Genomic DNA, 26,894 nt, shown 5'->3' with positions numbered 1-26,894 from the left:
CGTGGACCACAGCGGTGAGCCGGCCCACACCAAAATCGCACTGGCTTCTGCTGACGGCGATTCTCATCGGCGTGGTGATGATGCTGGGAGTGGCCGCGGTAACCGGCGGCCATCGCGGGGAGCAGCCCAAGCACTACATGACCGATGGCACCGCTGACCACGTTCCCGACGCGGTGATCCAGGGCGGCCCGATTCTCAACGGCGAGGCGATTGACCGGCGCGGCGTGCGACTACCGCCCAAGACAATCGCGCTGACATTCGACGACGGCCCCGACGCCGAAACCGGCCGGATACTCGGGGTGCTCGAGCGGTTCGAAGTCCCTGCAACATTTTTCGTGATCGGGTCGAGAATTCCAGGCCGTACCGATGTGCTTCAACGCATGGTGCGCGACGGCGACGAAATCGGTGTGCACACCTTCACGCATTCCGACCTCGGTGCCATCCCGCGCTGGCAGCGACGGCTCGAACTGGATCAAACGCAGTACGCGATCGCGGCGGCGACCGGGTATATGACCCATCTCATGCGGCCCCCGTTCTCCTCCGAGATCGCCGACATCAACTATCCGATTTGGCATTCGGTATCCGGTATCGGCCCTTACCTGGTCGTGCTGACCGATCGGGATACCAAGGACTGGGCGCGTCCCGGGGTGGACAAGATCGTGGCCTCAGCCACGCCGCAAGGCGACAACGGAGCCGTGCTGATGTTTCACGACGGCGGTGGTGACCGGTCGGAAACCGTTGCAGCGCTGGAGAAGCTGATTCCTGCGCTGCAGGCACGCGGTTTCCAATTCACCACGATAACTCGGGCAACGGGCGATCAATCGCCATGGATTCCGGCGACCGCGGGACAGCGCATGCGCGGCACAGTCACACTCGCTGTCGTCCAGCTCTCGTTGTGGTTCGCATTCGTGCTGAAGCTGTTCTTCATAACTGCCGGGGTGTTGGCGCTTCTCCGCATCGCCATTCTCATCGTCTATGCCCGAGGGCACGCCAAGCGCACCAAAACCACCGTGCAACAGCTGGATTCATTGCCTGGCGTCACAATCGTGGTGCCGGCTTTCAATGAACGTCTCGGCATCGAAGCGTGCGTGCGATCGCTGACCAGCTTGGACTACCCAACTTACGAAGTGATCGTGGTAGACGACGGCTCGACCGACGACACGAGTGACATCGTGCGCTCGCTGAACCTGGACCGCGTCACGTTGATTCGCAAAGAAAACGGGGGCAAGCCCTCAGCACTCAACGCCGGCATCGCAGCGGCGCGATACGAAACGCTCGTCCTCGTTGACGGTGACACGGTGTTCGAGCCGGATACGCTGCGCGAGCTGGTAAAACCGTTTGCCGATCCCGAAGTCGGTGCGGTGTCGGGAAATACGAAGGTGGCCAACCGCGACGGCCTACTCGGGTCATGGCAGCACCTGGAATACGTGATGGGCTTCAACCTCGACCGCCGCATGTTCGATGTCCTGCAATGCATGCCGACCGTGCCGGGCGCTATCGGCGCGTTCCGCCGCTCTGCGATCGAAGCAGTCGGTGGAGTCAGCGACGAAACGCTGGCCGAGGACACCGACCTCACGATGGCGTTGTGCCGCGATGGCTGGCGCGTCGTGTATGCGCCCAATGCGGTGGCGTGGACCGAAGCCCCCGCCACCCTCACGCAACTTTGGCGACAGCGCTACCGCTGGTGCTACGGGACTCTGCAGTCGATGTGGAAGCACCGGCACGCCGTCGTCGAAGGAGGTCGGCCCGGCAAGCTCGGCCGCCGTGGGCTGCCCTATCTGCTGCTCTTTCAGGTCCTGCTGCCGCTGACCGCTCCCGTGGTGGACGTCGCCGCAGGCTTCTCGTTCTTCACCGAGGACGTCGTAATCATCTGGGCCACTTGGTTCGGCTTTCTTTTGGCCCAACTGGCATGTGCGGCATACGCATTCCGCTTGGATCGCGAATCGCTACGACCGCTGTGGACCATGCCGCTGCAACAGATCGTCTACCGGCAGATGATGTACCTCGTGGTGATCCAGTCCGTCGCATCGGCGTTCTACGGGGTGCGGCTGCGTTGGCACGCCATGCGCCGTCTCGGCACCCTGACCGCTCCTACTTCGGTGGCACCTTGACGTCGAAGCCCCCGATCACGGCCTCGATGTCCGGGGCCTCCTCGGCGGCCTTCTCCGCGTAACCCGTCACCGTGAACTGAACGAGGTAGCGCTGATTGGCAGGCGGTACGGTCGTCGGGATCACGATGCGGTTGTAGCTGTGCATCCGACGGTCGTTGAGGTCGTAGCTGCCCTCGATCATCGCCGACGGGAAGCCGTGCCAGTTCGCTGTAGATGCGTTGAGCTGCTTGAAGTTCTGCGATAGCTGCGCGTCGGCGTAGCCGTGCTTGATCGCCTCGTTGACGTCGAAGTCGCCGGTCAGCTTGAACACGATCAGCATCGCGGTGGGATAGGTGTCGCCCTTGGCGATCATCTGCGTGCCCGGTGCGAAGTTCGGATTGTTGTACTGCGTCCAACCTTTCGGCTGCGGCATGGTCACGATCAGATCGGTGAGCTTCTGCGGCGCGACCGGATCTCCTTTGACGCCGTTTTCCTCGAGGAACTGCGCGATGGGCACCGGCGCGGCAGCGGCGGTCGTCGAGGTCGTCGTGGTGGCCGATGTCGACCAGACTGATTGATAGTCAGGGGTTTTCGCGCCGCAACCCGTTGCGGTGAGGACGACAACCGCGACAGCAGTCGCGCAACGCGACAACCTCACAAAATCTCGCGAACCGCGTCGATCGGTCGGGCCAGTCGAGTGCCTTTTGCGGTGACGACGAAGGGCCGCTCGATCAGGATCGGATGCTCGGCCATTGCATCGAGCAATTCGTCATCCGATGCGTCGGCCAACCCGAGCTCGTCATACAGCGCTTCACGTTTGCGTACCGCGGTGCGCACGTCGATGCCGGCGTCGTTGATCATCTTGACCAGCTCGGCCCGCGACGGCGGCGTCTTCAGGTACTGGATGACTTCCGGCTCGATGCCGTTTTCCCGCAACAGTTCCAAGGTCTTACGCGATGTCGAGCACTTCGGGTTGTGATAGATGACGTTTCGCGAGCTTTCCGCCACTACGCCGACCCGTCGAAAAGGCCTGTGACTGAACCGTTTTCGAACACCGCGCGGATGGTGCTGGCCAGCAGCGGTGCGATCGACAACACGGTCAGCTGCGGGAACTGCTTGTCTTCGCCGATCGGGAGCGTGTTGGTGACGATCACCTCGCGGGCGCCGCACTCGGCCAGGCGCTGGGCCGCCGGGTCGGACAGCACGCCGTGCGTCGCGGCGATGATGACGTCGCCCGCTCCGTCGTCCTTCAGCAGCTTGACCGCGCCTGCGATCGTGCCGCCGGTGTCGATCATGTCGTCGGTCAGGATGCAGGTCTTGCCCTTGACGTCGCCGACGACGCGGTTGGACTTCACCTGGTTGGGCACCAGGGGGTCACGCGTCTTGTGGATGAAGGCCAGCGGCACGCCGCCGAGCGCGTCGGCCCACTTCTCGGCGACCCGGACACGGCCGGAGTCGGGGGAGACGACGACCATGTCGTGGTCGGCGTAGTTCTCGGCGATGTGGCCGCACAGCAGGTTCTGCGCACGCATGTGGTCGACGGGCCCGTCGAAGAACCCCTGAATCTGGTCGGTGTGCAGATCGACGGTGAGGATCCGGTTGGCGCCGGCGGTCTTGAGCAGGTCGGCGACCAGGCGCGCCGAGATCGGTTCGCGTCCGCGGTGCTTCTTGTCCTGGCGGGCATACGGATAGAACGGCAGGATCGCGGTGATCCGCTTGGCGCTGCCGCGCTTGAGCGCATCGATCATGATCAGCTGTTCCATCAGCCACTGGTTCAGCGGCGCAGGATGGCTCTGCAGCACGAACGCGTCGCAACCGCGCACAGACTCGTCGAAGCGGACGAAGATCTCGCCGTTCGCGAAGTCCCGTGCGGTCTGCGCGGTGACTGGGGTGTCAAGCTCCTTGGCCACCTGCTCGGCCAGCTCGGGGTGCGCGCGACCCGAGAAGAGCATCAGATTCTTGCGATTGTCGGTCCACTCGGTGCCCACGGTGCCCTCATTGCTTGGGGATCGTTACCGCCTAATCGTACGGGTAGCCAGATTGCGAACAATCGGCAACCGGCTCACGGCTTTGCGGCGTCGTCCTCGTCGGTTTGTTCGCCGGCAGCCCGTCGCGCGGCCTCCGCGGCTTTCGAGCCGGGCCGCTTCTTCGACACCCAGCCCTCGATATTGCGCTGCGGGCCCGCCGAGATGGCCAGCGCACCGGGCGGCACGTCCTCGCGCACCACCGTGCCCGCTCCGGTGTAGGCGCCGTCGCCGACATTCACCGGCGCGACGAACATCGTGTCCGAACCGGTCCGCACATGCGATCCGATCGTCGTGCGGCTCTTGTTCTCGCCGTCATAGTTGACGAACACGCTCGACGCACCGATATTGCTGTGCTCGCCGATGTCGGCGTCGCCGACATACGTCAGGTGCGGCACCTTCGTGCCGGTGCCGATGGTCGCGTTCTTGGTTTCGACGAACGCGCCGAGCTTGCCCTCGGCGCCCAGCACGGTGCCGGGCCGCAGATACGCGAAGGGTCCGACGGCCGCGCCGTCGCCGATCTGCGACTGACCGCCGTGGGTACGCATCACGACCGCCTTCTCACCGACCGTGACGTCGGTCAACGTCGTGTCGGGGCCGATCTGGCAGCGACCACCGATGCGCGTCGCGCCGAGCAACTGCGTGCCCGGATGGATCACCGTGTCGCGGCCGATGGTCACGTCGACGTCGATCCACGTCGTTGCGGGATCAATGATCGTCACACCCGCCCGCTGGTGCGCGGCGACGATGCGCCGGTTGAGTTCGGCTCCGAGCTCCGCCAGCTGCACCCGGTCGTTGACGCCGGCGACCAGCGCGGAGTCGTCGACGTGTTTGGCCCGCACGACGAGCCCATCCGAGCGGACGATCGAGATGACGTCGGTGAGGTACAGCTCCTGTTGAGCGTTCAGCGGCTTGAGCCTGCCAAGAGCTGAGCGCAACGCGGCGGCGTCGAACGCGTAGACGCCGGCATTGATCTCCTGGATGGTCAGCTCCGACGGGCCTGCGTCTTTCTGCTCGACGATGGCGATCACTTCGCCGTCTGCGGTGCGAACAACACGCCCGTAACCGGTCGGATCCGCCACCGTCGTGGTCAGCACCGTCACGGCAGCGTTCTCGGCGGTATGCGCGGCGATCAGTCCGGCCAGCGTCTCGGCGTCCAGCAGCGGCACGTCACCGTAGGTCACGACGACGACGCCGGCGAAGTCGTCGGGCAGCGCCGCCATCGCGCGTTGCGCGGCGTGCCCGGTGCCCAGCTGCTCTTCCTGAACGACCACCTGGATCGGCCTGCCCAGCTCGTCGGCCACCTCAGCGACGGCGGGCGCTATCCGGTCGCGGTCGTGGCCGAGTACGACCACGAGCTGCCCGTGCGACGCCTTGGCCACCGAATGCAGGGCGTGCGCGAGCATGCTGCGGCCGCCCAGCGTGTGCAAGACCTTCGGGATGTCCGAGCGCATGCGGGTACCTGCCCCGGCCGCCAAAACCAGGACAGCGGCCTCACCGTGCACATTGGACATAAAGCTCCGTCGCCAGGACTCGAACCTGAACTATCTGAACCAAAATCAGAGGTGCTGCCGATTACACCACGACGGACTGATCAACTCGTGATGCTAGTCGAACGCACTAGCCTGAAGACGTGGCAGCGCCCGACAAGGAAGTCCGAGCACCCCGCGCCAGGATGACCGGCGCCGAGCGACGGCATCAGCTGATCGACGTCGCGCGAACGCTGTTCGCCGAGCGCGGGTATGAGGGCACCTCGATCGAGGAGATTGCGCAGCGCGCCAACGTCTCCAAACCCGTCGTCTACGAACACTTCGGCGGCAAGGAGGGTCTCTACGCCGTCGTGGTCGACCGCGAAATGTCGGCGCTGCTGGACGGCATCACGAATTCGTTGACCCGGATGACCAACAACCGCTCCCGGCTGCGGATCGAGCGGGTGGCGCTGGCGCTGTTGACGTATATCGAGGAGCGCACGGATGGCTTTCGCATCCTGATTCGCGACTCGCCTGCCGCCATCACGTCGGGCACCTATTCGACCCTGCTCAACGACGCCGTCAACCAGGTGTCGTCGATCCTGGCAGGCGACTTCTCCCGTCGCGGCCTGGACCCGGACATGGCGCCGCTGTACGCCCAGGCGTTGGTCGGGTCCGTTTCGATGACGGCCCAGTGGTGGCTGGACGTGCGCGAGCCGAAGAAAGAAGTCGTGGCCGCGCATCTGGTCAACCTGTGCTGGAACGGCCTGGCCCACCTGGAGGACGATCCGCTGCTGCTCGACGAGTAGCGGTTTTGCCCGCTCCGGCAAGCACTTCGGCGCTTGCCTAGGATGGACTTCATCATGACCGCATCGGGGCACAACCATGTCCAAACCCCGATCGCGGGGCTGATTGACCTGGCGCTGCGCGACCCTTCCCTACAGGATGTCGCCCGCCGCGCCGCCGACAGACCCAGCGATCTCACCCTCATCGGCCCGGCCAGCGCCCGGGTGTACGCGGCGTGCGCGCTTGCACAATCCGGCCCGCTGCTCGTCGTCACCGCCACCGGCCGGGAAGCCGACGATCTGACCGCCGAACTGCGCGGCGTCTTCGGTGACGCCGTCGCGCTGTTTCCGTCCTGGGAGACGCTGCCCCACGAGCGGCTCTCGCCAGGCGTCGACACCGTCGGCGCGCGGCTGATGCTGCTGCGCCGGTTGAGTCATCCCGACGACTCGCGACTCGGCCCGCCCTTGCGCGTGGTCGTCACGACGACCCGATCGCTGCTGCAGCCCATGGCGCCCGACGTGGCCGACATCGAACCGGTCACGTTGTCTCTCGGCGCGGAGGCCGACTTCGATGCCGTGATCGCGCGACTGGTCGAGTTGGCCTACGAGCGCGTCGACATGGTTGGCAAGCGCGGTGAATTCGCGGTGCGCGGCGGCATCCTCGACATCTTCCCGCCCACCGCCGAGCACCCGGTGCGCGTCGAGTTCTGGGGCGACGAGGTATCCGAGATGCGGATGTTCTCCGTCGCCGACCAGCGCTCCATCCCCGAGATCGCGGTCGACTTCGTGGTCGCGGTGCCATGCCGTGAGCTGTTGCTCACCGACGATGTGCGCGACCGCGCCGCCAAGCTGTCGGCCGAGCACCCGGTGCAGGAGAACAGCGTGCCGGGCAGCGTGCCCGACATGCTGGCCAAGCTGGCCGAGGGCATCCCGGTCGACGGCATGGAGGCGCTGCTGCCGCTGCTGCGGCCGACGGAGTTGGCGACGCTGTCCGCGCACCTGCCCGAGGGCACGCCGCTGTTGATCTGCGATCCCGAGAAGGTCCGCACGCGCGCGGCAGACCTGATCAAGACCGGCCGCGAGTTCCTCGAGGCGTCGTGGTCGACGGCCGCGGTCGGCGGCGACGTGCCGATCGACATCGAGGCGCTCGGCGCTTCGGGCTTCGTCGAGTTGGAGGACGCCCGCGCCGCCGCGCGCGAGGGCGGGCACCCATGGTGGACGCTGTCGCAGCTGTCCGACGAGGCGGCACTGGAACTCAACATCCGGCCTGCGCCGTCAGCGCGCGGGCAGCAGCACAACATAGACGAGATCTTCGCGATGCTGCGTGCCCACGTCGCGACCGGCGGTTATGCCGCCGTCGTCACCCCGGGCACCGGCACCGCGCACCGCGTCATCGAGCAGTTGAGCGAATCCGACACTCCCGCAACCTTTTTGGAAGGCGGTGCCGCGCCGAAGGAAGGCGTCGTCGGAGTCCTCAAAGGCCCGCTGCACGACGGTGTGGTGATCGCGGGCGCCAACCTGGTGGTGATCACCGAGACCGACCTGACGGGCAACCGCGCGACCGCCACCGAGGGCAAGCGGCTGGCGGCCAAGCGGCGCAACGTCGTCGACCCGCTGGCGCTGACCGCCGGCGATCTCGTCGTGCACGACCAGCACGGCATCGGTCGCTTCGTCGAGATGACCGAGCGGGTCGTCGGCGGAGCGCGCCGCGAATACCTGGTGCTCGAATACGCGTCGGCCAAACGCGGCGGCGGCTCCGACCGGCTGTATGTGCCGATGGATTCCCTGGATCAGCTGTCGCGCTACGTCGGCGGCGAAGCGCCGACGCTGTCACGGCTCGGCGGCAGCGACTGGGCCAACACCAAGACCAAGGCCCGGCGGGCGGTGCGCGAGATCGCCGCCGAACTGGTGTCGCTGTACGCCAAGCGGCAGGCGTCGCCGGGCCACGCGTTCGCCCCGGACACCCCGTGGCAGGCCGAGATGGAGGACGCGTTCGGTTTCACCGAGACCGTCGACCAGTTGACCGCGATCACCGAGGTCAAGAGCGACATGGAGAAGCCCGTTCCGATGGACCGGGTGATCTGCGGCGACGTCGGCTACGGCAAGACCGAGATCGCGGTGCGGGCGGCGTTCAAGGCGGTGCAGGACGGCAAGCAGGTGGCCGTGCTGGTGCCGACGACGCTGTTGGCCGATCAGCATCTGCAGACGTTCTCCGAGCGGATGGCCGGCTTCCCGGTCACCGTGAAGGGTCTCTCGCGGTTCACCTCCCCGGCCGACTCAAAAGCGGTGCTCGAAGGCATGAAGGACGGGTCGGTCGACATCGTGATCGGCACGCATCGGTTGATTCAGACCGGCGTCACGTGGAAGGACCTCGGCCTGGTCGTGGTCGACGAGGAGCAGCGGTTCGGCGTCGAGCACAAGGAGCACATCAAGTCGATGCGTACTCACGTCGACGTGCTGACCATGAGCGCAACACCGATCCCGCGGACGCTGGAGATGAGCCTGGCGGGCATCCGCGAGATGTCGACGATCCTCACCCCGCCCGAGGAGCGCTATCCGGTGCTGACCTACGTCGGCCCGCATGACGACAAACAGATCGCGGCGGCGCTACGGCGCGAGATGCTGCGCGACGGGCAGGCGTTCTACATCCACAACCGGGTGCGGTCGATCGACCAGGCGGCCGCGCGGGTGCGGGCCCTGGTGCCGGAGGCACGAGTGGCGGTGGCGCACGGGCAGATGAACGAAGATCTGTTGGAGCGCACGGTCGAAGGCTTCTGGAATCGTGAGTTCGACATACTCGTGTGCACGACGATTGTCGAGACGGGCCTTGACATTTCGAACGCCAACACGTTGATCGTGGACCGCGCGGACACGTTCGGGCTCTCGCAGTTGCACCAGTTGCGGGGTCGGGTCGGCCGTAGCCGTGAGCGCGGTTACGCGTACTTCCTGTATCCGCCCGAGGTGCCGCTGACCGAGACCGCGTACGACCGCCTCGCGACGATTGCGCAGAACAACGAACTCGGCGCCGGCATGGCCGTCGCGATGAAGGACCTCGAAATCCGCGGCGCGGGAAACGTTCTCGGCGTCGAGCAGTCGGGACACGTCGCCGGCGTCGGCTTCGACCTCTACGTGCGGTTGGTCGGCGAAGCGGTCGAGGCGTACCGCGCGGCCGCCGACGGGAAAACCGTTCTGGCGCCTGAGGAACCGAAGGATGTCCGGATCGATCTTCCGGTCGATGCGCACCTGCCGCCGGACTACATCGGCAGCGATCGTTTGCGGTTGGAAGCCTACCGTCGACTGGCGGCGGCCGCCGATGACGCAGGAGTGGACGCCGTGATCGACGAGTTGGTCGACCGGTACGGGCCGCTGCCTGAGGCCGCGCAGAGATTGGTTGCTGTGGCGCGGCTGCGGTTGCTGTTCCGTGAGTACGGGATCACCGAACTCAGCGCGGTATCCGAGTCCACATTGCGGCTGTCGCCCCTTGAGCTGGCCGACTCGCAGCAACTGCGACTCAAGCGGCTCTACCCGGGTGCGACTTACCGGGCGACGACGTCGACCGTGCAGGTGCCGATTCCACGCGCGGGTTCCGGTGTTGGGGCACCGCGGATTCGTGATCTTGAACTGGTTGCCATGGTGGCCGGTTTGGTGTTGGCCCTCGATGGAAAAGCCCAGGAAGGTGTTGATATAACGAAGTTCGGAGGTACGGCGATGAGTGACAAGCGACAGGCGACATGACAGTCGTCCTGGTCGACCCTCGTCGTCCTTCGCTCGTCCCGGTCGAGGCAATTGACCTGCTGACCGGTGACGTCCAGTACACCGAAGAGATGCCCGTCAAGGTGCCGTGGTCGCTACCCGCGGCGCGGCCTGCATACGACGGGGAAGATGCGCCGGTTTTGCTGTCGTCGGATCCGGAGCACCCGGCAGTGGTGGCGCGCCTGGCCGCCGGGGACAAGTTGATCGCTGCGCCGGAAGCTGCGCCGGGGGAGCGGCTGGTGGACGCCGTGGCGATGATGGACAAGCTGCGCACCTCCGGGCCGTGGGAGAGCGAGCAAACACATGACTCGCTGCGTCGGTATCTGCTCGAGGAGACATACGAGGTGTTCGACGCGGTGCGCGGCGGCAACGCCGACGAGCTGCGTGAGGAGCTCGGAGACGTGTTGCTCCAGGTGCTCTTCCATGCGCGCATCGCGGAGGATGCCCCACAGCACCCGTTCACCATCGATGACGTAGCGGATTCGCTGGTGCGAAAGCTCGGCAATCGGGTGCCTGCGGTGCTCGCCGGTGAGTCGATTTCGCTGGATGAACAGCTTGCGCAATGGGAAGAGCGCAAGAAGCTGGAGAAGACTCGCAACTCGTCGATGGATGATGTGCCGACCGGACAGCCCGCATTGGCGTTGGCGCAGAAGGTACTCGAGCGAGTGGCGGCGGCGGGGCTGCCCGCTGATCTGATTCCCGACACCATCACGTCGGTGACGGTGTCGGTGGATTCGGACGCTGAGAATGTCTTGCGCTCAGAGGTTTTGGAGTTCATGGACACGGTGCGCCGCGTCGAGCACGCGATCGCGGCGGGGCGCCGTGGTGAGGATGTGCCGGAGGAACTCGACGTCTCGACGCTCGGGGACATCTCCGAGGAGGAGTGGCGGGACTACTGGCCCGTCGTTGCCGACGACACCGAGCCGGCACCGGATCGCATTCCGGAGCCGACCCCCGCCGATGTACCCGAGCCTGCCCCGGTCGAGGTGCCCGAGCCTGCGCCGGTGGATGTGCCGGAGCCTGCGCCCGAAGACGTCCCGGAGGACGTCGAGGATGTCGAGGACGTCGCGGCGGCGAAGTTCACCGCCTGAGCACCGCAACATACTTCACTTTCTGCCCAGCTCTGAGCGACAGTGTCGCTGGCGGCGACTTTGTCGCCAAGAGCCGGGCATTTCGGCATATGCCCACCCGCTCAGCTGAACAGCGTCGAACCCCAGTATGCCGATGTGTCACCCTCCCGCAATCCCGGCGGGCATGCGAAAACCGCTGTGCCGGTGTGGAAGATGTACTCGTTCAGCGCATCATTGGACATCTGGGACAGCACCGGAATGAAGTGTGTGGCGGGGCTCCGCACGAACGCGATGAAGAACAACCCGGCATCGAGGTGGCCGAACCCGTCGGAGCCGTCGGTGAAGTTGTAGCCCCGGCGCAACATCTTGATCCCGCCGACATGCTCGGGGGCCACCAGACGGATATGCGCATCGACATCAACGAGCGGATTTCCTTCGGCGTCCTTGATGTTGAAGTCCACCGGGGCGAACTCGTCGCTGTAGCCATTGGGCGCTCCGGTGCCCTTATGTCTGCCGATCACCCGCTCCTGCTCCTTGAGCGAGGTGCGGTCCCATGCCTCGATCCGATTGCGGATGCGCCGCGTCACCAGATACGTGCCGCCCGCCAACCAATCCGGACCGTCGCCCTTGGCCACCCAGACATGGTTGTCCAGTACTTCGTGGTCCTCGGCTTTGATGTTGTTGGTTCCGTCCTTGAACCCCAGCATGTTTCGGGGCGTCACTTGTTCGCGCGTGGTTGACGACGTCCTGCCGAACCCAAGCTGCGAGTACTTCACCGCGACGGTTCCGAACCCCACCCGCGCCAGGTTGCGCACAGCGTGCACCGCAACCTGCGGGTCATGTGCACACGCCTGGATGCAGATGTCGCCACCGCACTTCGCGGGATCCAGGATCTCGTTGGTGAACTTCGGCAAGTCGGCCAGTGCCGCCGGCCGCTGTGCGGCGATGCCGAACCTGTCCTTGCCGTCTTTCTCGAAGAACGACGGCCCGAACCCGATCGTCAGCGTCAACCCGGATGCAGGCAGGCCCAGCGCCTCACCCGTATCATCCGGCGGCGCATAAGGATTGCCGCCAACAGCGCCGTCGTGCACCGCGTCCTCGCCGCGCGTCATCCGCTCGGCCATCTCGGTCCACTGCTTCAGCAAGGCGATGACGTCGTCGCGGCTGTCCGTCGTCACATCGAACGCGCAGAAGTGCATCCGATCCTGCTGCGGTGTGACGATGCCCGCTTGACGCTCACCGCGGAACGGGATCGGCTTGTCCAGCCCGCCGAACTCCGTGCTGGCAGCCGATGCCCGGCCCGCCAAAGCACCCGCTCCCGCCGCACCAACCACCGCCGCCGTTACCCCAGCGGCGCCGAACAACTTTCGTCGGGATAGTCCCGAACGTTCCGGGCTATCGGGGAGCGATGACACCCTGCACCTGGCTTACTTCCTTGGACAACGCGTCGATGGCGCGCGAGAGCTCCTGGCGCTGCGGCTCGGTCACCTTGTCGTAGAACACGAAACCGTCGCCCTGGCGGTACTTTTCGAGCAACGCCTCGACTTCGGCGAACCGCTGGTCGACCTTCTTGCCCAACTCGGCGTTCCGCTCGTCGAGGATCGGCCGCACCGACGCCACCGCGGTCTGCGAACCCTCGACATTGGCCTTGAAGTCCCACAGGTCGGTGTGGCTGAAGATGTCCTCCTCGCCGGTGATCTTGCTGGCGGAGATCTCGTCGAGCAGACCCTGTGCGCCACCGGCGATCTGGGTCGAGTCGACCTTGTACTCCGACGCCTTCACTCCGGCATCGAGCTCCTTCACGTCGGCGATCAGCTGGTCGGCCATCGCCTTGCTGTCCGGCTGCAGGCCCGTCACCCACAGGTCCTTCTCCAACCGGTGAAAGCCCGTCCACTTCTGACCCGGCTCCAAATCTGCCTCGCGAAGGTCGATGCGTGGGTCGAGATCGTTGGGGAACGACTCGGCCACCGGCTCGATGCGCTCGTAATAGGTTCGGGCGACCGGATATTGGGCCTTGGCCGCGTTGACGTCACCCTTCTTGACGGCATCGACGAACACTTGCGTCGCCGCGATCAGCGCGTCGGTCTGACTGTTCACGTAGCGCTTGTAGCTTTCCGACGCCTCTTTGAACTTGCCGGCTTCATCGACCGTGACCTTGTCGCCGGTGACCTTGAAGTCACCGCGGATCCCGTCGCCGACCATGCCCGGCTTGCATGCGGTCTGGTAGGTACCGGGCTCGCCGAGTTGCACGATCAGCTTGCGCTGCAACCCCGGGGAGATGTTTTCCACCTCGCCCATCACCCGCTCGCCCTCGCCGTAGACGTAGAACTCGGTGACCTTGTTGCCGTTGTTGGTGATGACGAACGTGTTGGCACCGGTCGCGCCTTCACTGCCCGACAGTTCACACGCGGTGTCCGACGCGTTGACCGTGATCTCCGCAGGCGCACTCTTGCCGGGCTCGGCAGGGGCCGCCTGCTCCTTGGCCTGGCAGCTCGTCAGCGCCAGACCCGCCAGCGCAGCCGCGGCAACGGCGACGGTCGTATGAAGCTTCACGTGGTGGACCTTTCGGGTTCGGGTAGAGGTTGATCCGACGGATCGGGTTTGGCCGGCGCCTTCGTCGGGCGCAGGAAGATCGACAGCACGATCGCGAGGTAGGCCAGCCACGCGACGAGCTGCAAAACGGTCGGCGTTGGCGTGACGTTGAAAACGCCTTGGATGATTTCGCCGTACCAGGACGACCAGTTGAACCAGGTGGTGACGTCAAATGCCTTGTCTGCCAGGCCGGGAAGCCAGCCGACGGTCTGCAGGGCGCCGATGCCGTACGACAGGATTCCCGCGGCGACGAGAATCAGGAACACGCCCGTGTAGGAGAAAAACTTGGCGAGGTTGATGCGCACAGCGCCGGCATACATCCCGTACGCGATCGCGGCGGCCATCACGACGCCGACCACGAGGCCGATCAGCGGCCACGATGACTGCGCCTCGGCGTAGCCGACCATGAACAGCGCGGTCTCGACGCCTTCTCGGCCGACCGCAAAAAACGCCAGCGCCAGCACGGCCACCGACCCGGTCTCGAGCGCGCGCTCCATATCGCTGCGCAGCTCGCCGGAGATCGACGCGGCCGCCCGCTTCATCCACAGCACCATCGTCGTGACGATGGCGACGGCCACCAGCGAGGCGATTCCGGCGATCGCCTCGGCCGCCAGCCCGGAGATGGTGTTCTCGCCGAACTGGATCACCAGGAACACTGCGACGGTCATCGCGATAGCTGCACCGACGCCCAGCCAGACCCACTTGAGCGCGTCGCGGCGGTCGGACTTGACCAGAAACGCGACAAGAATGCTGACGACGATCGCGGCTTCCAGACCCTCGCGCAGGCCGATCAAACCGCTGCCGAACAGCTGCGATGTGATGTTGGGCGCGGCGGCCTGAATACTGACATGGAAGTCCGTACCAGCAGTCATCGACTCGTCCTCGCTACGCCATTCCCACGACTTTGCTTTGGCTGTCCAAAGCAAGGTGTGGCTCACCTTATCAGGGTGCGACTTGGCAGAGTACAGGTCCGATGACGGTTGTCGATCTGCTCCGAACGCGTGGGACGATGGGCAACGACCACAGTGGGTTTGAGGGAGTCCGGTGTCGCCAGTGCGTTGGCTGCGGGCTGTCGCGGTGATAGGCGCGACAGCGCTGCTGATGGCTTCCAGCTGCTCGTGGCAGATGGGCACCCCGATACCCGACGGCGTGCCGCCACCTCCCGGTGATCCCGTGCCCAAGATCGACACGCACGCCAAGGGCCGGCCCGCCGACCAGCTGCACGATTGGGCGCTCCAGCGAGGACCCGCACTCGGCATACCGGTCACCGCGCTCGAGGCCTACGCGTATGCCGCCCGCGTCGCCGAGGTGGAAAACCCCGACTGTCATATCGCGTGGACGACGCTGGCAGGCATCGGGCAGGTGGAGAGCCACCACGGCACCTACCGCGGGGCCGTCATCGCGCCCGACGGCGACGTCACCCCGCCGATCCGCGGCGTGCGCCTGGACGGCACCAACGGCAACCTGGAGATCATCGACAACGACGGCGGCGACGACGGTGACCCCGAATTCGCCCGCGCGATGGGGCCGATGCAGTTCATTCCCGAGACGTGGAAGCTCTACGGCGTAGACGCCAACAACGACGGCATCATCAGCCCGGACAACATCGACGACGCCGCGCTGTCGGCGGCCGGCTACCTGTGCTGGCGTGGCAAAGACCTGGCCAAGCCCCGCGGCTGGATGGACGCCCTGCACGCCTACAACCATTCCGACCAGTACGCCCGTACCGTGCGGGACTGGGCGACGGCGTATGCGAACGGACACCCCCTCTAACCACGCCATCGCGCAGCGCACGCTCTAGGCTCAATGCCGAGTCCAGGCAGTGTCAGTTCAGAACAAGGAGACGCAAGTGCCCATCATCGAGCAGGTCGGAGCCCGCGAGATTCTCGACTCCCGCGGCAACCCGACGGTCGAGGTCGAAGTGGCCCTGCTGGACGGCACGTTCGCCCGTGCCGCGGTGCCCTCGGGCGCGTCGACTGGCGAGCACGAGGCGGTGGAACTGCGCGACGGCGGCAGCCGCTACGGCGGAAAGGGCGTCGAGAAGGCGGTCAACGCCGTGCTCGACGAGATCGCGCCCGCGGTGATCGGGCTGAGCGCCGACGACCAGCGACTGGTCGACCAGGCGCTCGTCGACCTCGACGGCACGCCGGACAAATCGCGACTCGGCGCCAACGCGATGCTCGGGGTGTCGCTGGCGGTGTCCAAGGCCGCCGCGGAGTCTGCCGGGCTGCCGCTGTTCCGCTACATCGGCGGGCCCAACGCGCACATCCTTCCGGTGCCGATGCTGAACATCCTCAACGGCGGCGCCCACGCAGACACCGGCGTCGACGTCCAGGAGTTCATGGTCGCGCCGATCGGTGCGGCCAGCTTCAAGGAGTCGCTGCGCTGGGGCGCCGAGGTGTACCACTCGCTGAAGTCGGTGCTGAAGAAGCAAGGGCTGGCCACCGGTCTCGGTGACGAAGGCGGTTTCGCGCCCGACGTCGCAGGCACGAAGGCCGCGCTGGACCTGATCCTCAGCGCCATCGAGGCGACGGGCCTCAAGCCGGGTTCGGAGGTTGCGTTGGCGCTTGACGTCGCCGCCACCGAATTCTTCACCGCCGGAACGGGTTACAGCTTCGAGAAGGAGACCCGCACCGCGGAGCAGATGTCGGACTTCTACGCCGGGCTGATCGACTCCTATCCGTTGGTGTCGATCGAGGACCCGCTGTCCGAGGACGACTGGGACGGCTGGGTGGCGCTGACGACGGCCATCGGCGACCGCGTCCAGCTTGTCGGCGACGACCTGTTCGTCACCAACCCTGAGCGTCTCGAGGACGGCATTGAAAGGGGCGCGGCCAACGCGCTTTTGGTGAAGGTCAACCAGATCGGCACGCTCACCGAGACGCTGGACGCGGTGGCGCTGGCACACTCCAGCGGCTACCGGACGATGATGAGTCACCGCAGCGGCGAGACCGAAGACACCACGATCGCCGATCTGGCCGTCGCGGTCGGCAGCGGTCAGATCAAGACCGGTGCCCCGGCCCGCAGTGAGCGCGTGGCCAAGTACAACCAGCTGCTGCGCATCGAGGAGACCCTCGGCGACGCCGCCCGGTACGCCGGTGACTTGGCGTTCCCGCGTTTCTCGGTGGAGGCCAAATAACCCGTGCCCGAGGCGAAACGGCCCGACCCCAAGCGACGGTCCCCTGCGGGCCGTCCGAAGGGGACGGCGCCTGCCCGCCGAAAGCCGCGTGTTTCGGAAGCGCGGTCGACCGAGCCGAAGTCGACACCAGAGGCCGAACCCAAGGTCGCGGAGACCATCCGCGAATCGATCGTCGCGTCGGCGGAGCAGCAGTCCGAGCAGCGGTTCGGCTCGGCGGCCCGTCGTGCTGCGATTCTCGCCGCGGTCGTCTGCGTGCTGACGCTGACCATTGCGGGTCCGGTGCGCACCTACTTCGCGCAACGCACCGAGATGAAGCAGCTGAAGGCGACCGAGGCCCAATTACGCTCGCAGATCGCCGATCTCGAGGAGCAGAAGGTCAAGCTCGCGGATCCGGTGTTCATCGCGGCGCAGGCACGCGAGCGGCTCGGGTTCGTGATGCCCGGTGACATTCCCTACCAGGTGCAGTTGCCGGCGAACGCCGCCGCGCCGGGCACACCCGGCAACGAGCCCGAGGTCAAGCACAGCGATCAGCCCTGGTACACCGCGCTGTGGCACACCATCGCCGATGCGCCGCACGGCGTTTCACCTGCGCCGGCACCTGTTCCCGATGCACCGCCTCCCGGTGGTTGACGCAGCGGATCTCGAGGCCGTCGCGCGGCAACTGGGCCGCGAGCCCCGCGGTGTGCTCGAGATCGCCTACCGCTGTCCGAACGGCGAACCCGGTGTCGTCAAGACCGCACCGAGACTGCCTGACGGAACGCCGTTTCCGACGCTGTACTACCTGACGCATCCGGTGTTGACGGCCGCCGCCAGCCGGCTGGAGTCCGAGGGTCTGATGCGCGAGATGACCGAACGGCTGCAACAGGATCCGGGGCTGGCCGCCGCGTACCGCAGGGCGCACGAGTCGTATTTGGCTGAGCGTGATGCGATCGAGCCGCTTGGCACCACGTTCTCCGGCGGTGGCATGCCGGAGCGGGTGAAGTGCTTGCATGTGGTGATCGCGCATTCGCTTGCCAAGGGCCCGGGTGTGAATCCGTTTGGCGACCAAGCGCTTGCGGTGTTGGCCGAAGAGCCTGCAATGGCGGGGATTTTGGAGAAGGGTCGGTGGACGTGAGCCGAGTAGCGGCCGTCGATTGCGGTACCAATTCGATCCGGCTGTTGATCGCCGACCAGGTCGACGGCCGGTTGCGCGACGTGCATCGCGAGATGCGAATCGTCCGGTTGGGCCAAGGCGTCGACGCCACAGGGCAATTCGCGCACGAGGCGCTTGCGCGAACCAAAGTGGCGCTTGGCGACTACGCCGAGTTGATGCGCGGTTTCGAGGTGGGCAAGGTGCGGATGGTGGCGACGTCGGCCGCCCGTGATGTCGCCAACCGGGACGAGTTCTTCGCGATGACAGCCGAGATTCTCGGCGCGGTGGTGCCAGGCGCGGTCGCCGAGGTGATCACCGGCACCGAGGAGGCAGCGCTGTCGTTCCACGGTGCTGTCGACGAATTGGACTCTGCTTCAGCACCTTTCGTGGTCGTCGACCTCGGTGGTGGGTCCACGGAGGTGGTGCTGGGCTCACGAGACGTCAACGCGAGTTTCTCCGCCGACATCGGGTGTGTGCGCCTGACCGAGCGGTGCCTGCACTCCGATCCCCCGACGGCAACGGAGATCGCCGCTGCGCGGGAAGTCGTCCGCGAGGGGCTGGGCCAGGCGCTGCGGGTGGTGCCCGTCGAGAGCGCCCGCACCTGGGTCGGGGTGGCGGGCACCATGACGACGCTGTCGGCGCTGGCGCAAAAGATGACGGCCTACGACTCCGAAGCGATCCATCTGTCCAAGGTGGGTTTCGCTGACCTGCTGCCGGTGTGCGAGGAGTTGATCGCGATGACGCGTGCCCAACGCGCGGCGCTGGGGCCGATGCACGAGGGCCGTGTGGACGTGATCGGCGGCGGCGCAATCATTGTCGAGGAACTCGCCGACGCGTTGGGCAGTCGCGCTGGCATCGACGAGCTCGTGGTCAGCGAGCACGACATCCTCGACGGCATCGCACTCTCGATCACCTAACGCCAGCGCTTCGGGCCCTGAAGCAGGGTCATGCGTTGCGTGGTCGTGGATCGGCCGGGTCCCGGTCGTCGTCGTCCGGGTCGTTCCACCACTGGGACTGCGGGGTTTCGCTGTATTCGTCGTGCCAGTTCCACCACGCGTAGGGCGCGGACTGCGGGTAGCCGTCGGGCGAGTCTTCCCAATTCTCCTGGCGCCCAAGCGCAGTCATGTCAAGGTAGCTCCACGTCGTGCCCAATGCCTCGTCGCCACGGTTGTTGATGAAGTATGTGCGATACACGCGGTCGCCGTCGCGGATGAACGCGTTGGTGCCGTGCCACTGGTCCACGCCGAAGTCGACATCGAAGTCGTCGGAGAACGTGTACCACGGCATGTCCCAGCCCATCCGCGCCTTGACGCGATCGATGTCTGCCTGCGGGGCGCGCGAGGCGAACACCAGGGTGGTGTCACGTGCGTTGAGGTGACCGACATGGCCAACGTTGTCGGCGATCAACGAGCAGCCGCGGCAGGCATGGTCGGGCCAGCCGTCCACCCCGGGCTCGAAGAACGCGCGGTAGACGATCAGTTGACGACGGCCCTGGAACAAGTCGAGAAGGCTGGCCTTGCCCTTTGGCCCCTCGAATTGGTAGTCCTTTTCCACTGCGACCCATGGCATGCGCCGACGCGCGGCGGCCAACGCGTCGCGGGCCCGAGTGACCTCTTTCTCTTGCGCTAGAAGCTGCTGGCGGGCGGCCTGCCACTCCTGCAGAGATACGACCGGTGGTGTCTTCATTGCGATGCTCCTTGCGATGTTCGTTGCCCCCAGTACGTCAGATGCGTTGCTGGGCTGTAATTCATCGCGGCGGAGCGCAGAATTCCGCCAGGGATATCGGAGCTGTTCTAACCCTTTCGCTGACCTCGGCCCCGACGCTTCGTGGGATCGCGCTGGCCGGCGAGGGTCAGGCCGAGGAGCATCATCACGAAACCGAGGCCGAAGTGCAGCCAGTTGTCGGCGCCGTTGATCGGAAGTAGGCGGCTGCCCATGAGCCATCCGTGCAGCCAGAGCGCCAGATAGACCAGACCTCCGCCGAGGAAGTACGCACGCGACGCGGCATACGTGCGGGCCAGCGCGAAGCCGACGAAACCCGACACCAAATGCAGGACGTTGTGCAAGCCGGAGATCGCGAACACCCCGAAGAGTTTGCCGTCTGGCGTGACCCCGGGGATGAAACCGAGCACGCCGATGACGACGAACCCTGCCGCGACGAGCAGCGCCGCACCCTGCACCGCCATGTACTTGGGGGTCGTCGTGGTCATCGCTGCCTCTCCTGCGTTTATTTACGCAGCAGAAATACCCCGGGCGATGCCGGATTAACCCGGAATTCGGGGTTAGCTACCGCCTGATGTTGCAGTTCGGCGGATTACCACAGTGGTGGCCGCCTTCGCATGCGTTGCAATGACAGTTGCAACCCGAGCCCGCTTTGGCCTCTGATGCTCGCATCGTCGATCAACTCCTCTGTTGCTCTGACCAACCTGAGAGGGTGGGAGCAGAGTTCGTCACCACGTACGCATATCAACATATGCCGCGATCACAATGGTTCGCATCGCTTTGAAAAGAACAGGAAGCCGAGCCGACGCCGTGCCTCCCGATGCGCCGGTCGAGCGGACCACCTACATCGCCGTCGACGACGCAGACGCGGCCGCGGACGCCGGCCCGGCCGGCGGGCTCTGTTCCCGGGTGTTCGGCTGGGAATTCGATGACGTCGGATTCGTGACGACGATCCGGCGTCCCGCCCCGGCTCCGCCGACGCCATCGGCTGGGTGATCTCGCCGTCGCGTGGTGATGATCACTGGCAGGTGACTTTCACGGTCGCATCACGTGACGACTCCGCGGCAGTGGCGGAAAAGCTTGGTGCTGTAGTCCTTTCGTCCGACGAAACGGAGTGGACAAAGACCGCGCTGATCTGCGATCCGCAGGGCGCCGAGCTGACGTTGAGCCAATTCACGCCGCCAGAAAACTAGTGCCGCCCTCTGCCAGTTGGCACCGGCTGCCCTAGTTGACGGTCCGGTTAATGGACGTCAAACTTCGGGTGTGATCGAGTTGAGTGAACAGACGATCATCGACCAGATTGTCGTGCGCCTGACGAATCGCTATCCCGCGATCTCTCAGTCAACCGTGGAACGCGTTGTCCACGACGTGCACGCCAGATTCGATGACAAACCGTTGCGCGACTATGTCCCGTTGTTGGTCGAGCGCCATGCGAGGAATGAACTGGACCGCATGCACGCCACCGTAGGTTAGTGGGCAATGCGCCCTAGCCCGAGCGGGCAAGCCCCGGGGTGACCGGGGTGCTCCCCGTCCGACGGTCCGGGTGGTCGCGTTCGTTGAATTGCCGTAGCCCTTCGAACGTTTCGGACGCGGAGATCGACCGGCCGAAGCATTCCGCTTCGATGCGCAGTCCGTCGTGGAGTGGTCGTCCCAGGCCGGTCCGCGCCGCTTCCAGGTCGGTGCGCAGTGCGGGCTGGGGGAGCGTCGCGATCCTCTGCGCCAACTCGATCGCCCGCTGCAGGCACGTCCCCTTCGGGACGACTTCGTTGACGAGGCCGATGCGTTCGGCTTCGCGGGCGTCGATCACCCGCCCGGTCACGATCAGTTCGATCGCGCGCCGGTATCCGAGGATGCGGGTAAGTCGTTGTGTGCCACCGTCGGCCAGCCCGATGTTCCAGCGTCGGCACGTGACCCCGAAGGTGGCGTGCTCGTCGGCGATCGCCATGTCGGTCCAGCACGCCCACTCGAGGCCGCCGGCATAGGCGACGCCGTTGACGGCCGCGATGGTGGGCTTGTAGATGTCGGTCCATCGCGACGGGCCGAGCACGCCGTCGTCGGGAGCAAGGTCGATGTCCAGTTCCCCGCCGAATGCCGCCTTCAGGTCGCCGCCCGCGCAGAACGCCTTGTCGCCCGCGCCGGTGAGGACGCCGACTAGCGCGTCGTCGTCGTCGCGGAACCGGGACCAGGCCTCGACCAGTTCCGAATGTGTCTGCGGCCCAATGGCATTCATGCGCTCTGGTCGGTTGATGGTGATGACCGTGACCGGCCCGCGCTGCTGGTAGGTCAGGTGCTCGTAGTCGGTCATCGAATGGATGCCAGTCGTTCGTCGAGGTTGGAGTGGAAGCGCCCGATGGCGCTCTCGTGCGTACCGAACTCGACGAAGTCGTTGGCGCCTGCGTACAGGCCCTTCTGCACACCCTCCGACATCTCGTTGTCCTCGATCCCGCCTTCGTTCAGCAGATCGCGAGCGCCTGCGGCGGCATCGGGGTCGGTGGACAGGCGTTCGGTGACGTCGGGTGTGACCATGGCGTAGATCGTGACGTTGGTGTGGTCGATGTCGATCGGGTCGATGGTTATCACCAGCACTTGGTTGGGAAACGTCGCGACCATGACGTTCGGGAACAGGTGGTACACGTACGTCACCCGGTGTCCGACGTTCCACGTGGATTCGGGGCGATCACGCAGCCGCTCAATGTTCTGATATGGGAACGTGATTCGGGTGTTTGGCCCGAACGCCTCGATGACGTTGAGGTCGTCGTATTGGATCGGGTAGAAGGTGTTCTTGTGGGTCGTGCGGATGTGGTAGCCCTCGAGGAACTGCTCGACGAGAACTTTCCAGTTCATCTGGCGTAACGCCGGCCGCACGGTGAAAAGCCGTTCCGCGGGCAGCAGCTTGTCGCGCCACGGACTGCCATTGATCAGCGCCGCCATCGCAGCGTCGGCCCCCGGCGCAGGTGACTCGAGCGGTCCGATCACGATCAGGCCGTCCACCTCACTGCTGTCGACCTCGACCAGTCCGCGGACGGACATGTCGAGATCGGGGAACGCGTCGGAATGCGGGACGTGCGAGAGCGAACCGTCGAGCCTGTACGTCCAGCCGTGATAGCGGCACACCAACGCGTGCGCGCAGCCCGGACCCTCGACCAGGGCCATACCGCGGTGCCGGCACGAATTGCGGAACACCCGTGCCTTGCCGTCGCGGCCGCGCACCGCGAACAGCGGAACACCGAACGTGGTCCGTTCGGCGTGGTCGCCGGGATTGCGAATCGCCGCCGACGGCAGGAACACGCTCGGATACGAGCGCATGGTCTTCAGCTCGTCGGCGAATCTTTCTGGACTCAAATAGTTTTCGACCGGCTCCCGCCAGGCGTCGCCTTCATCGGTCGTACCGGCGTCGATGTGCGCCAGGATGCGGTGAACGATCTCCACATCGTCGGCGACCGACGTCGTTGTCGGAGTGCTCATAGTGTGGAAGTATCACACTATGAACGTCACGCGTCAACAATATCGTGAGATGAGCGCGCGCCGCCAGGTCGCCGACCTGATCGGGGACCAGTCACTCAGCGCACGATCAGTCCTTGCGACGGCGCTGCTCGGCGCCCCGCAGCCCCACCTCACGGTCGGCGAACTGGTCGCGATGGCGTCGCTCTTCGGTATCAGCGACGGCGCAGCCCGCACGTGCTTGTGGCGCATGGTCTCCAACGGCGAACTCACCAGCGACGACGGCACCTATGCGCTCGCGGGCGGTCTGCTCGAGCGACGTCAACGTGTCGACGAAGCGTCGCGCGCCGCGACAACCCCGCCGTGGGACGGCACCTGGGAGTTGGCGGTCGTGTCTTTGGAGCGACGGTCGGCCGCCGATCGCCTGGCGTTGCGCAAGGCGGCAACGGCTCTGCACCTCGCAGAGCTACGGGAGGGCGTCTGGATTCGGCCCGACAACCTCGACCCGGATCGGCTGCCGACGCTGCGCACTGTGCTCGACCGCCAATGTGTGCATTTCCACAACGCCGCGACGGACATCCCCGCCGAGACGGTGAGATCTCTGTTCAGTCTTGATGATTGGGCTGCAGACGCTGACAGGTTCACCGTCGCTCTGCAGGACGAACTCGACATCGAGGCGGTCGGCGCCGAGGACTTTGCCTATTGGTTCGCACTGTCGGTCGCCGTCGTCCGCCATCTTCAACTCGACCCGCTGCTGCCCGCCGAAGTCATCGGAAACGACTGGCCGGGACACGAGTTGCGCCAGGCCTACCGTCGTTTCAACGAGGTGTTCCAGAAGCGGCTGGCGACAGCATTTCGCTGACTGTCACTACTCGTCCCGAGTCAACGCTGCAGGATGGGTTTCAGCGCGTCGAGCACCGCAGGGTCTTCGATGGTCGACGGCAGGGGCTCATCCTTGCCATGGGCAATGCCACGCATCGTCTTGCGCAGGATCTTGCCCGATCGCGTCTTGGGCAGCGCAGCCACGACGTCAACGAGTTTGAAGCACGCCACCGCGCCGATCTCGTCGCGCACCAACTGAACCAACTCGGCTGCCAGGCCCTTGTCCGACGCACCGGCCTTGAGCACGACGAAACCACGGGGCACCTGACCCTTGATCTGGTCGTGAACGCCGATCACCGCGCATTCCGCAACCGCGGGGTGGCCGGCCAGCACGGCCTCGATGGATCCCGTCGAAAGCCGGTGTCCTGCAACGTTGATCACGTCATCAATGCGTCCCATGACGAAGAGATAGCCGTCCTCGTCGAGGTATCCGCCATCCCCGGTCAGGTAGAAGCCCGGATGTTCGCACAGATACGATGCTTCATAGCGGTCGTCGTCTCCCCACAGTGTTGGCAGCGTGCCCGGCGGCAGCGGCAACCTGACGCAGATCGCGCCCTCTTCACCGGGTTCGCATTCCGAGCCGTCGATCCGCAGGATCCGCACGTCGTATCCGGGCATCGGTACGGTTGGGGAACCCGGCTTGATGGGCATCGGTTCGACACCCATCGGGTTTGCCGCGATGGCCCAACCTGTTTCGGTCTGCCACCAGTGATCGACGACGGGAATGCCGAGGATGTCCGACGCCCAACCGTAGGTGGCAGGGTCGAGTCGTTCACCCGCCTGGAACAAGTACTTCAGCGACGACAGGTCGTACTTGTTCAGGTGCAAGCCTTCGGGGTCTTCTTTCTTGATCGCGCGGATCGCTGTCGGCGCGGTGAACAATGCCTTGACACCGTGCTCGGCGGCGACTCGCCAGAACGCACCCGCATCCGGTGTACCGACCGGCTTGCCCTCGTACAGCACGGTCGTCGCCCCGAGCAGCAATGGCGCGTAGACGATGTACGAGTGGCCGACCACCCAGCCGACATCGCTTGCCGCCCAGAAGATATCGCCCGGATGCGTGTCGTAGATGTTGCGCATGCTCCACAGCAGCGCCACCGCGTGCCCGCCGTTGTCGCGGACGATACCCTTCGGCTTACCGGTGGTGCCCGAGGTGTACAGCACGTACAGCGGGTCGGTGGCCGCGACCGGCACCGCGTCGACGGGTTGCGCGTCGCTCATCAGCTCGCGCCAGTCGTGATCACGGCCCGTCACAGGCTCGCATGGTCGCTGTTCGCGCTGTAGGACCACGCACGCGGGTGGGGCATGCTCGGCCATCTCGAGCGCGGCGTCGAGCATCGGCTTGTAGTCGACGGTCCGCGTCGGCTCGACTCCGCACGACGCGGTCACGATGACGGCCGGTTTCGCGTCGTCGATGCGGGTCGCGAGTTCGTGCGCGGCGAACCCGCCGAACACAACCGAATGCACCGCGCCCAGCCGCGCGCACGCGAGCATCGCGATCGCCGCCTCGGGCACCATCGGCATGTAGATGACGACGCGGTCGCCTTTGTTCACGCCCAATCCGCGTAGCGCCCCCGCGAAGCGGGCGGTCTCGTCGAGCAGCTCGCGGTAGGTGTAAGTGCGCTGCGACCCGGTCACCGGGGAGTCGTAGATGAGCGCCGGCTGATCGGCGCGGCCGCCGTCGACGTGACGGTCCAGCGCGTTGGCGCAGGTGTTCATCTCGCCATCGGGGAACCAGCGGTAGAACGGCGGGTTCGAGTCGTCGAGAACGCGCGTCGGCTCGCGCGTCCACGTGACCGCCCGCGCGGCGTCGGCCCAGAAGGCCTCGGGGTCGGCGATGCTAGCGTTGAACAGGTCTCGATAGCCACCCATACCGCGACCGTAGCGCGGGCAGGGGTACGTAGAGTGCGATTCATGCCTTCAGCGGAACCGCCACCGATCCCGGGCGTGCGCCGGTCATACGTCGAGGCCCGTGGTGTGCGCTTTCACGTGACCGAATCGGGTCCCGAGGACGGCCGCCCGGTTCTCGCGTTGCACGGCTGGCCTCAGCATTACTGGGCCTACCACCCTCTGCTCGCCGACCCGCCGCCCGGCCTGCGGATCATCGCGCCTGACCTACCCGGCTTCGGGTGGTCCGGGCCCGCGCCGCACAAGTGGGCCAAGGAGGACGTCGCCAGCGACGTGCTGGCGCTGATCGACGCGCTCGGGCTGGACAAGGTGCTGCTCGTGGGGCACGACTGGGGCGCGTACGTCGGCTATCTGATGGTCCTGCGCGATCCCGATCGCTTTGCCGGCTACCTAGCCCTGAACATGGGCTTTCCGTGGGTGACGGCGCGGCATTTCCTGCCGAACGTTTTGCCGCTGCTGCAGTACCAACCACTGATGGCAGCCTTCGGCGTGCCTTTGCAGCGCTACACAAATTTCCTTTACCTGGTCTTCAGGCTGTCGTCTGCGCTCGATCGTGAGACCGCGCGTGTGTACGTGGACCGTTTCCGCGATCCGGTGGTGGCGCGGGCAGGCCGAGACGCGTACCGGACGTTCCTGCTGCGCGAGGTGCCCAGGGGCGCAAGGCATCCCGAAAAGCGACGGGCTACGGTTCCGATTCGCGCGCTCCACGGTACGAAGGACTTCGTCATCGCCGAGTCGTGGACGTCGCCGGAAAACGCCATCGCCGACGACTTCACGTTGGAGAAGATCGACGGGCCACACTTCATGCTCGAAAAGCAGGGCGACCTGGTGCGGGCGAGGCTGATCGCGCTGGCCGACGAAACGAAGGCCTGAGCGTTTGGCTTTGC

The 26,894-nt window shown here is 65.7% G+C and carries 26 protein-coding genes and 1 tRNA gene; 14 read left to right on the top strand and 13 right to left on the bottom strand.

The genetic code is table 11. From position 1 onward, the window contains the following. The first annotated feature begins 14 nt into the window (after positions 1 to 14). Positions 15 to 2,111 carry a bifunctional polysaccharide deacetylase/glycosyltransferase family 2 protein gene (locus GGC64_RS33735; RefSeq protein ID WP_370582479.1) on the top strand — a complete coding sequence of 699 codons (2,097 nt, stop codon included), beginning with the start codon at positions 15 to 17 and terminating at the stop codon, positions 2,109 to 2,111. Here the strand turns inward: GGC64_RS33735 and GGC64_RS33730 are convergent. From GGC64_RS33730 to GGC64_RS33710, 5 genes are all read right to left on the bottom strand, one after another. Then, a complete protein-coding gene (locus tag GGC64_RS33730; protein WP_192726940.1) occupies positions 2,092 to 2,748 on the bottom strand; it encodes an LpqN/LpqT family lipoprotein in 657 nt (218 codons plus the stop codon). The genes GGC64_RS33735 and GGC64_RS33730 overlap by 20 nt on opposite strands. Further along, positions 2,745 to 3,098 carry an arsenate reductase (glutaredoxin) gene (gene arsC / locus GGC64_RS33725; protein WP_192726939.1) on the bottom strand — a complete coding sequence of 118 codons (354 nt, stop codon included), beginning with the start codon at positions 3,096 to 3,098 and terminating at the stop codon, positions 2,745 to 2,747. Before arsC ends, GGC64_RS33730 begins: the two co-directional genes overlap by 4 nt. After that, positions 3,098 to 4,078: a ribose-phosphate diphosphokinase gene (locus tag GGC64_RS33720; RefSeq protein ID WP_192726938.1), complete on the bottom strand. Its 981-nt coding sequence runs from the start codon at positions 4,076 to 4,078 to the stop codon at positions 3,098 to 3,100. The genes arsC and GGC64_RS33720 overlap by 1 nt, the downstream gene beginning before the upstream one ends. Before the next feature lie 74 nt (positions 4,079 to 4,152). Then, positions 4,153 to 5,628, bottom strand: coding sequence for a bifunctional UDP-N-acetylglucosamine diphosphorylase/glucosamine-1-phosphate N-acetyltransferase GlmU (gene glmU, locus GGC64_RS33715; RefSeq protein ID WP_192726937.1), 1,476 nt, complete (start codon positions 5,626 to 5,628; stop codon positions 4,153 to 4,155). Between the two features lie 4 nt (positions 5,629 to 5,632). Next, a tRNA-Gln gene (locus tag GGC64_RS33710) sits at positions 5,633 to 5,704 on the bottom strand. Positions 5,705 to 5,789: 85 nt separating this feature from the next. On the opposite strand from GGC64_RS33710, the gene GGC64_RS33705 reads away from it, so the two are divergent. Genes GGC64_RS33705 through GGC64_RS33695 form a run of 3 tightly spaced genes read left to right on the top strand, consistent with a single transcriptional unit; the run spans position 5,790 to position 11,212 of the window. Then, a complete protein-coding gene (locus tag GGC64_RS33705; protein ID WP_192727027.1) occupies positions 5,790 to 6,392 on the top strand; it encodes a TetR/AcrR family transcriptional regulator in 603 nt (200 codons plus the stop codon). Between the two features lie 54 nt (positions 6,393 to 6,446). Further along, complete coding sequence (gene mfd, locus GGC64_RS33700) at positions 6,447 to 10,103, top strand: transcription-repair coupling factor (RefSeq protein WP_192726936.1); 3,657 nt, start codon at positions 6,447 to 6,449, stop codon at positions 10,101 to 10,103. Then, the gene (locus GGC64_RS33695) at positions 10,100 to 11,212 is read left to right on the top strand and encodes a nucleoside triphosphate pyrophosphohydrolase (protein ID WP_192726935.1); all 1,113 of its coding nucleotides are present in this window, start codon (positions 10,100 to 10,102) and stop codon (positions 11,210 to 11,212) included. Before mfd ends, GGC64_RS33695 begins: the two co-directional genes overlap by 4 nt. A gap of 101 nt (positions 11,213 to 11,313) precedes the next feature. On the opposite strand, the gene efeB is transcribed toward GGC64_RS33695, so the two are convergent. The 3 genes from efeB to efeU are packed head-to-tail and all read right to left on the bottom strand — an operon-like array spanning position 11,314 to position 14,655. Next, positions 11,314 to 12,606 carry an iron uptake transporter deferrochelatase/peroxidase subunit gene (efeB, locus tag GGC64_RS33690; RefSeq protein ID WP_192726934.1) on the bottom strand — a complete coding sequence of 431 codons (1,293 nt, stop codon included), beginning with the start codon at positions 12,604 to 12,606 and terminating at the stop codon, positions 11,314 to 11,316. Continuing rightward, positions 12,587 to 13,744: an iron uptake system protein EfeO gene (efeO, locus tag GGC64_RS33685; protein ID WP_192726933.1), complete on the bottom strand. Its 1,158-nt coding sequence runs from the start codon at positions 13,742 to 13,744 to the stop codon at positions 12,587 to 12,589. Before efeO ends, efeB begins: the two co-directional genes overlap by 20 nt. Continuing rightward, entirely contained in the window at positions 13,741 to 14,655 is a 915-nt protein-coding gene (gene efeU / locus GGC64_RS33680) for an iron uptake transporter permease EfeU (protein WP_192726932.1), read from the bottom strand. Before efeU ends, efeO begins: the two co-directional genes overlap by 4 nt. 172 nt (positions 14,656 to 14,827) lie before the next feature. Between efeU and GGC64_RS33675 the strand changes: the two genes are divergently transcribed. The 5 genes from GGC64_RS33675 to GGC64_RS33655 all read left to right on the top strand — a co-directional run bounded on the left by GGC64_RS33675 (position 14,828) and on the right by GGC64_RS33655 (position 18,971). Beyond that, positions 14,828 to 15,556: a lytic murein transglycosylase gene (locus GGC64_RS33675; RefSeq protein ID WP_192726931.1), complete on the top strand. Its 729-nt coding sequence runs from the start codon at positions 14,828 to 14,830 to the stop codon at positions 15,554 to 15,556. 76 nt (positions 15,557 to 15,632) lie between these two features. After that, positions 15,633 to 16,922 (top strand): phosphopyruvate hydratase, encoded by a 1,290-nt coding sequence (gene eno / locus GGC64_RS33670; RefSeq protein ID WP_192726930.1) that lies wholly within the window; start codon positions 15,633 to 15,635, stop codon positions 16,920 to 16,922. Between the two features lie 3 nt (positions 16,923 to 16,925). After that, entirely contained in the window at positions 16,926 to 17,552 is a 627-nt protein-coding gene (locus GGC64_RS33665) for a septum formation initiator family protein (RefSeq protein WP_192726929.1), read from the top strand. Then, a complete protein-coding gene (locus GGC64_RS33660) occupies positions 17,545 to 18,036 on the top strand; it encodes a DUF501 domain-containing protein (protein ID WP_192726928.1) in 492 nt (163 codons plus the stop codon). Before GGC64_RS33665 ends, GGC64_RS33660 begins: the two co-directional genes overlap by 8 nt. Then, complete coding sequence (locus GGC64_RS33655) at positions 18,033 to 18,971, top strand: exopolyphosphatase (RefSeq protein ID WP_370582476.1); 939 nt, start codon at positions 18,033 to 18,035, stop codon at positions 18,969 to 18,971. Before GGC64_RS33660 ends, GGC64_RS33655 begins: the two co-directional genes overlap by 4 nt. A gap of 28 nt (positions 18,972 to 18,999) precedes the next feature. Here the strand turns inward: GGC64_RS33655 and GGC64_RS33650 are convergent, their stop codons facing one another. Both GGC64_RS33650 and GGC64_RS33645 read right to left on the bottom strand, forming a co-directional pair. Beyond that, entirely contained in the window at positions 19,000 to 19,740 is a 741-nt protein-coding gene (locus GGC64_RS33650) for a DUF899 domain-containing protein (RefSeq protein WP_192726926.1), read from the bottom strand. 107 nt (positions 19,741 to 19,847) lie between these two features. Further along, the gene (locus GGC64_RS33645) at positions 19,848 to 20,264 is read right to left on the bottom strand and encodes a DUF4383 domain-containing protein (protein ID WP_192726925.1); all 417 of its coding nucleotides are present in this window, start codon (positions 20,262 to 20,264) and stop codon (positions 19,848 to 19,850) included. A 322-nt stretch (positions 20,265 to 20,586) separates the two neighbouring features. Here GGC64_RS33645 and GGC64_RS34960 point away from each other — a divergent pair, with 322 nt between their 5' ends. The 3 genes from GGC64_RS34960 to GGC64_RS33635 all read left to right on the top strand — a co-directional run bounded on the left by GGC64_RS34960 (position 20,587) and on the right by GGC64_RS33635 (position 21,249). Then, on the top strand, positions 20,587 to 20,772 hold the full coding sequence (locus GGC64_RS34960) for a hypothetical protein (RefSeq protein ID WP_225952767.1): 186 nt from the start codon (positions 20,587 to 20,589) through the stop codon (positions 20,770 to 20,772). Between the two features lie 32 nt (positions 20,773 to 20,804). Next, positions 20,805 to 20,969, top strand: a complete 165-nt coding sequence (locus GGC64_RS34955; protein ID WP_210082463.1) for a hypothetical protein — start codon at positions 20,805 to 20,807, stop codon at positions 20,967 to 20,969. A gap of 70 nt (positions 20,970 to 21,039) precedes the next feature. Beyond that, complete coding sequence (locus tag GGC64_RS33635; protein ID WP_192726924.1) at positions 21,040 to 21,249, top strand: three-helix bundle dimerization domain-containing protein; 210 nt, start codon at positions 21,040 to 21,042, stop codon at positions 21,247 to 21,249. A gap of 13 nt (positions 21,250 to 21,262) precedes the next feature. Here the strand turns inward: GGC64_RS33635 and GGC64_RS33630 are convergent, their stop codons facing one another. Continuing rightward, positions 21,263 to 22,081 carry an enoyl-CoA hydratase/isomerase family protein gene (locus GGC64_RS33630; RefSeq protein WP_192726923.1) on the bottom strand — a complete coding sequence of 273 codons (819 nt, stop codon included), beginning with the start codon at positions 22,079 to 22,081 and terminating at the stop codon, positions 21,263 to 21,265. Next, entirely contained in the window at positions 22,078 to 23,241 is a 1,164-nt protein-coding gene (locus GGC64_RS33625) for an SRPBCC family protein (RefSeq protein ID WP_192726922.1), read from the bottom strand. Before GGC64_RS33625 ends, GGC64_RS33630 begins: the two co-directional genes overlap by 4 nt. Positions 23,242 to 23,290: 49 nt before the next feature. Between GGC64_RS33625 and GGC64_RS33620 the strand changes: the two genes are divergently transcribed. Beyond that, positions 23,291 to 24,079 (top strand): PaaX family transcriptional regulator C-terminal domain-containing protein, encoded by a 789-nt coding sequence (locus GGC64_RS33620; RefSeq protein WP_192726921.1) that lies wholly within the window; start codon positions 23,291 to 23,293, stop codon positions 24,077 to 24,079. Positions 24,080 to 24,099: 20 nt separating this feature from the next. On the opposite strand, the gene GGC64_RS33615 is transcribed toward GGC64_RS33620, so the two are convergent. Next, positions 24,100 to 25,971: a propionyl-CoA synthetase gene (locus GGC64_RS33615; RefSeq protein ID WP_192726920.1), complete on the bottom strand. Its 1,872-nt coding sequence runs from the start codon at positions 25,969 to 25,971 to the stop codon at positions 24,100 to 24,102. Positions 25,972 to 26,013: 42 nt separating this feature from the next. Between GGC64_RS33615 and GGC64_RS33610 the strand changes: the two genes are divergently transcribed. Beyond that, positions 26,014 to 26,880, top strand: coding sequence for an alpha/beta fold hydrolase (locus GGC64_RS33610; RefSeq protein WP_192726919.1), 867 nt, complete (start codon positions 26,014 to 26,016; stop codon positions 26,878 to 26,880). Positions 26,881 to 26,894 lie beyond the last annotated feature (14 nt).

It is taken from the genome of Mycobacterium sp. OAS707 (assembly GCF_014873705.1).
Lineage (GTDB): Bacteria > Actinomycetota > Actinomycetes > Mycobacteriales > Mycobacteriaceae > Mycobacterium.
This window is presented reverse-complemented; position numbering and strand designations above follow the sequence as displayed.

Excerpts from the sequence above, each read along its gene's own strand:
- GGC64_RS33650 (WP_192726926.1), bottom strand. The coding sequence starts at position 19,740 with ATGAAGACACCACCGGTCGTATCTCTGCAGGAGTGGCAGGCCGCCCGC.
- mfd (WP_192726936.1), top strand. The coding sequence starts at position 6,447 with ATGACCGCATCGGGGCACAACCATGTCCAAACCCCGATCGCGGGGCTG.
- GGC64_RS33610 (WP_192726919.1), top strand. The coding sequence starts at position 26,014 with ATGCCTTCAGCGGAACCGCCACCGATCCCGGGCGTGCGCCGGTCATAC.
- glmU (WP_192726937.1), bottom strand. The coding sequence starts at position 5,628 with ATGTCCAATGTGCACGGTGAGGCCGCTGTCCTGGTTTTGGCGGCCGGG.
- GGC64_RS33705 (WP_192727027.1), top strand. The coding sequence starts at position 5,790 with ATGACCGGCGCCGAGCGACGGCATCAGCTGATCGACGTCGCGCGAACG.
- efeU (WP_192726932.1), bottom strand. The coding sequence starts at position 14,655 with ATGACTGCTGGTACGGACTTCCATGTCAGTATTCAGGCCGCCGCGCCC.
- GGC64_RS33625 (WP_192726922.1), bottom strand. The coding sequence starts at position 23,241 with ATGAGCACTCCGACAACGACGTCGGTCGCCGACGATGTGGAGATCGTT.
- GGC64_RS33645 (WP_192726925.1), bottom strand. The coding sequence starts at position 20,264 with ATGACCACGACGACCCCCAAGTACATGGCGGTGCAGGGTGCGGCGCTG.
- GGC64_RS33620 (WP_192726921.1), top strand. The coding sequence starts at position 23,291 with ATGAGCGCGCGCCGCCAGGTCGCCGACCTGATCGGGGACCAGTCACTC.
- GGC64_RS33695 (WP_192726935.1), top strand. The coding sequence starts at position 10,100 with ATGACAGTCGTCCTGGTCGACCCTCGTCGTCCTTCGCTCGTCCCGGTC.
- GGC64_RS33615 (WP_192726920.1), bottom strand. The coding sequence starts at position 25,971 with ATGGGTGGCTATCGAGACCTGTTCAACGCTAGCATCGCCGACCCCGAG.
- GGC64_RS33630 (WP_192726923.1), bottom strand. The coding sequence starts at position 22,081 with ATGACCGACTACGAGCACCTGACCTACCAGCAGCGCGGGCCGGTCACG.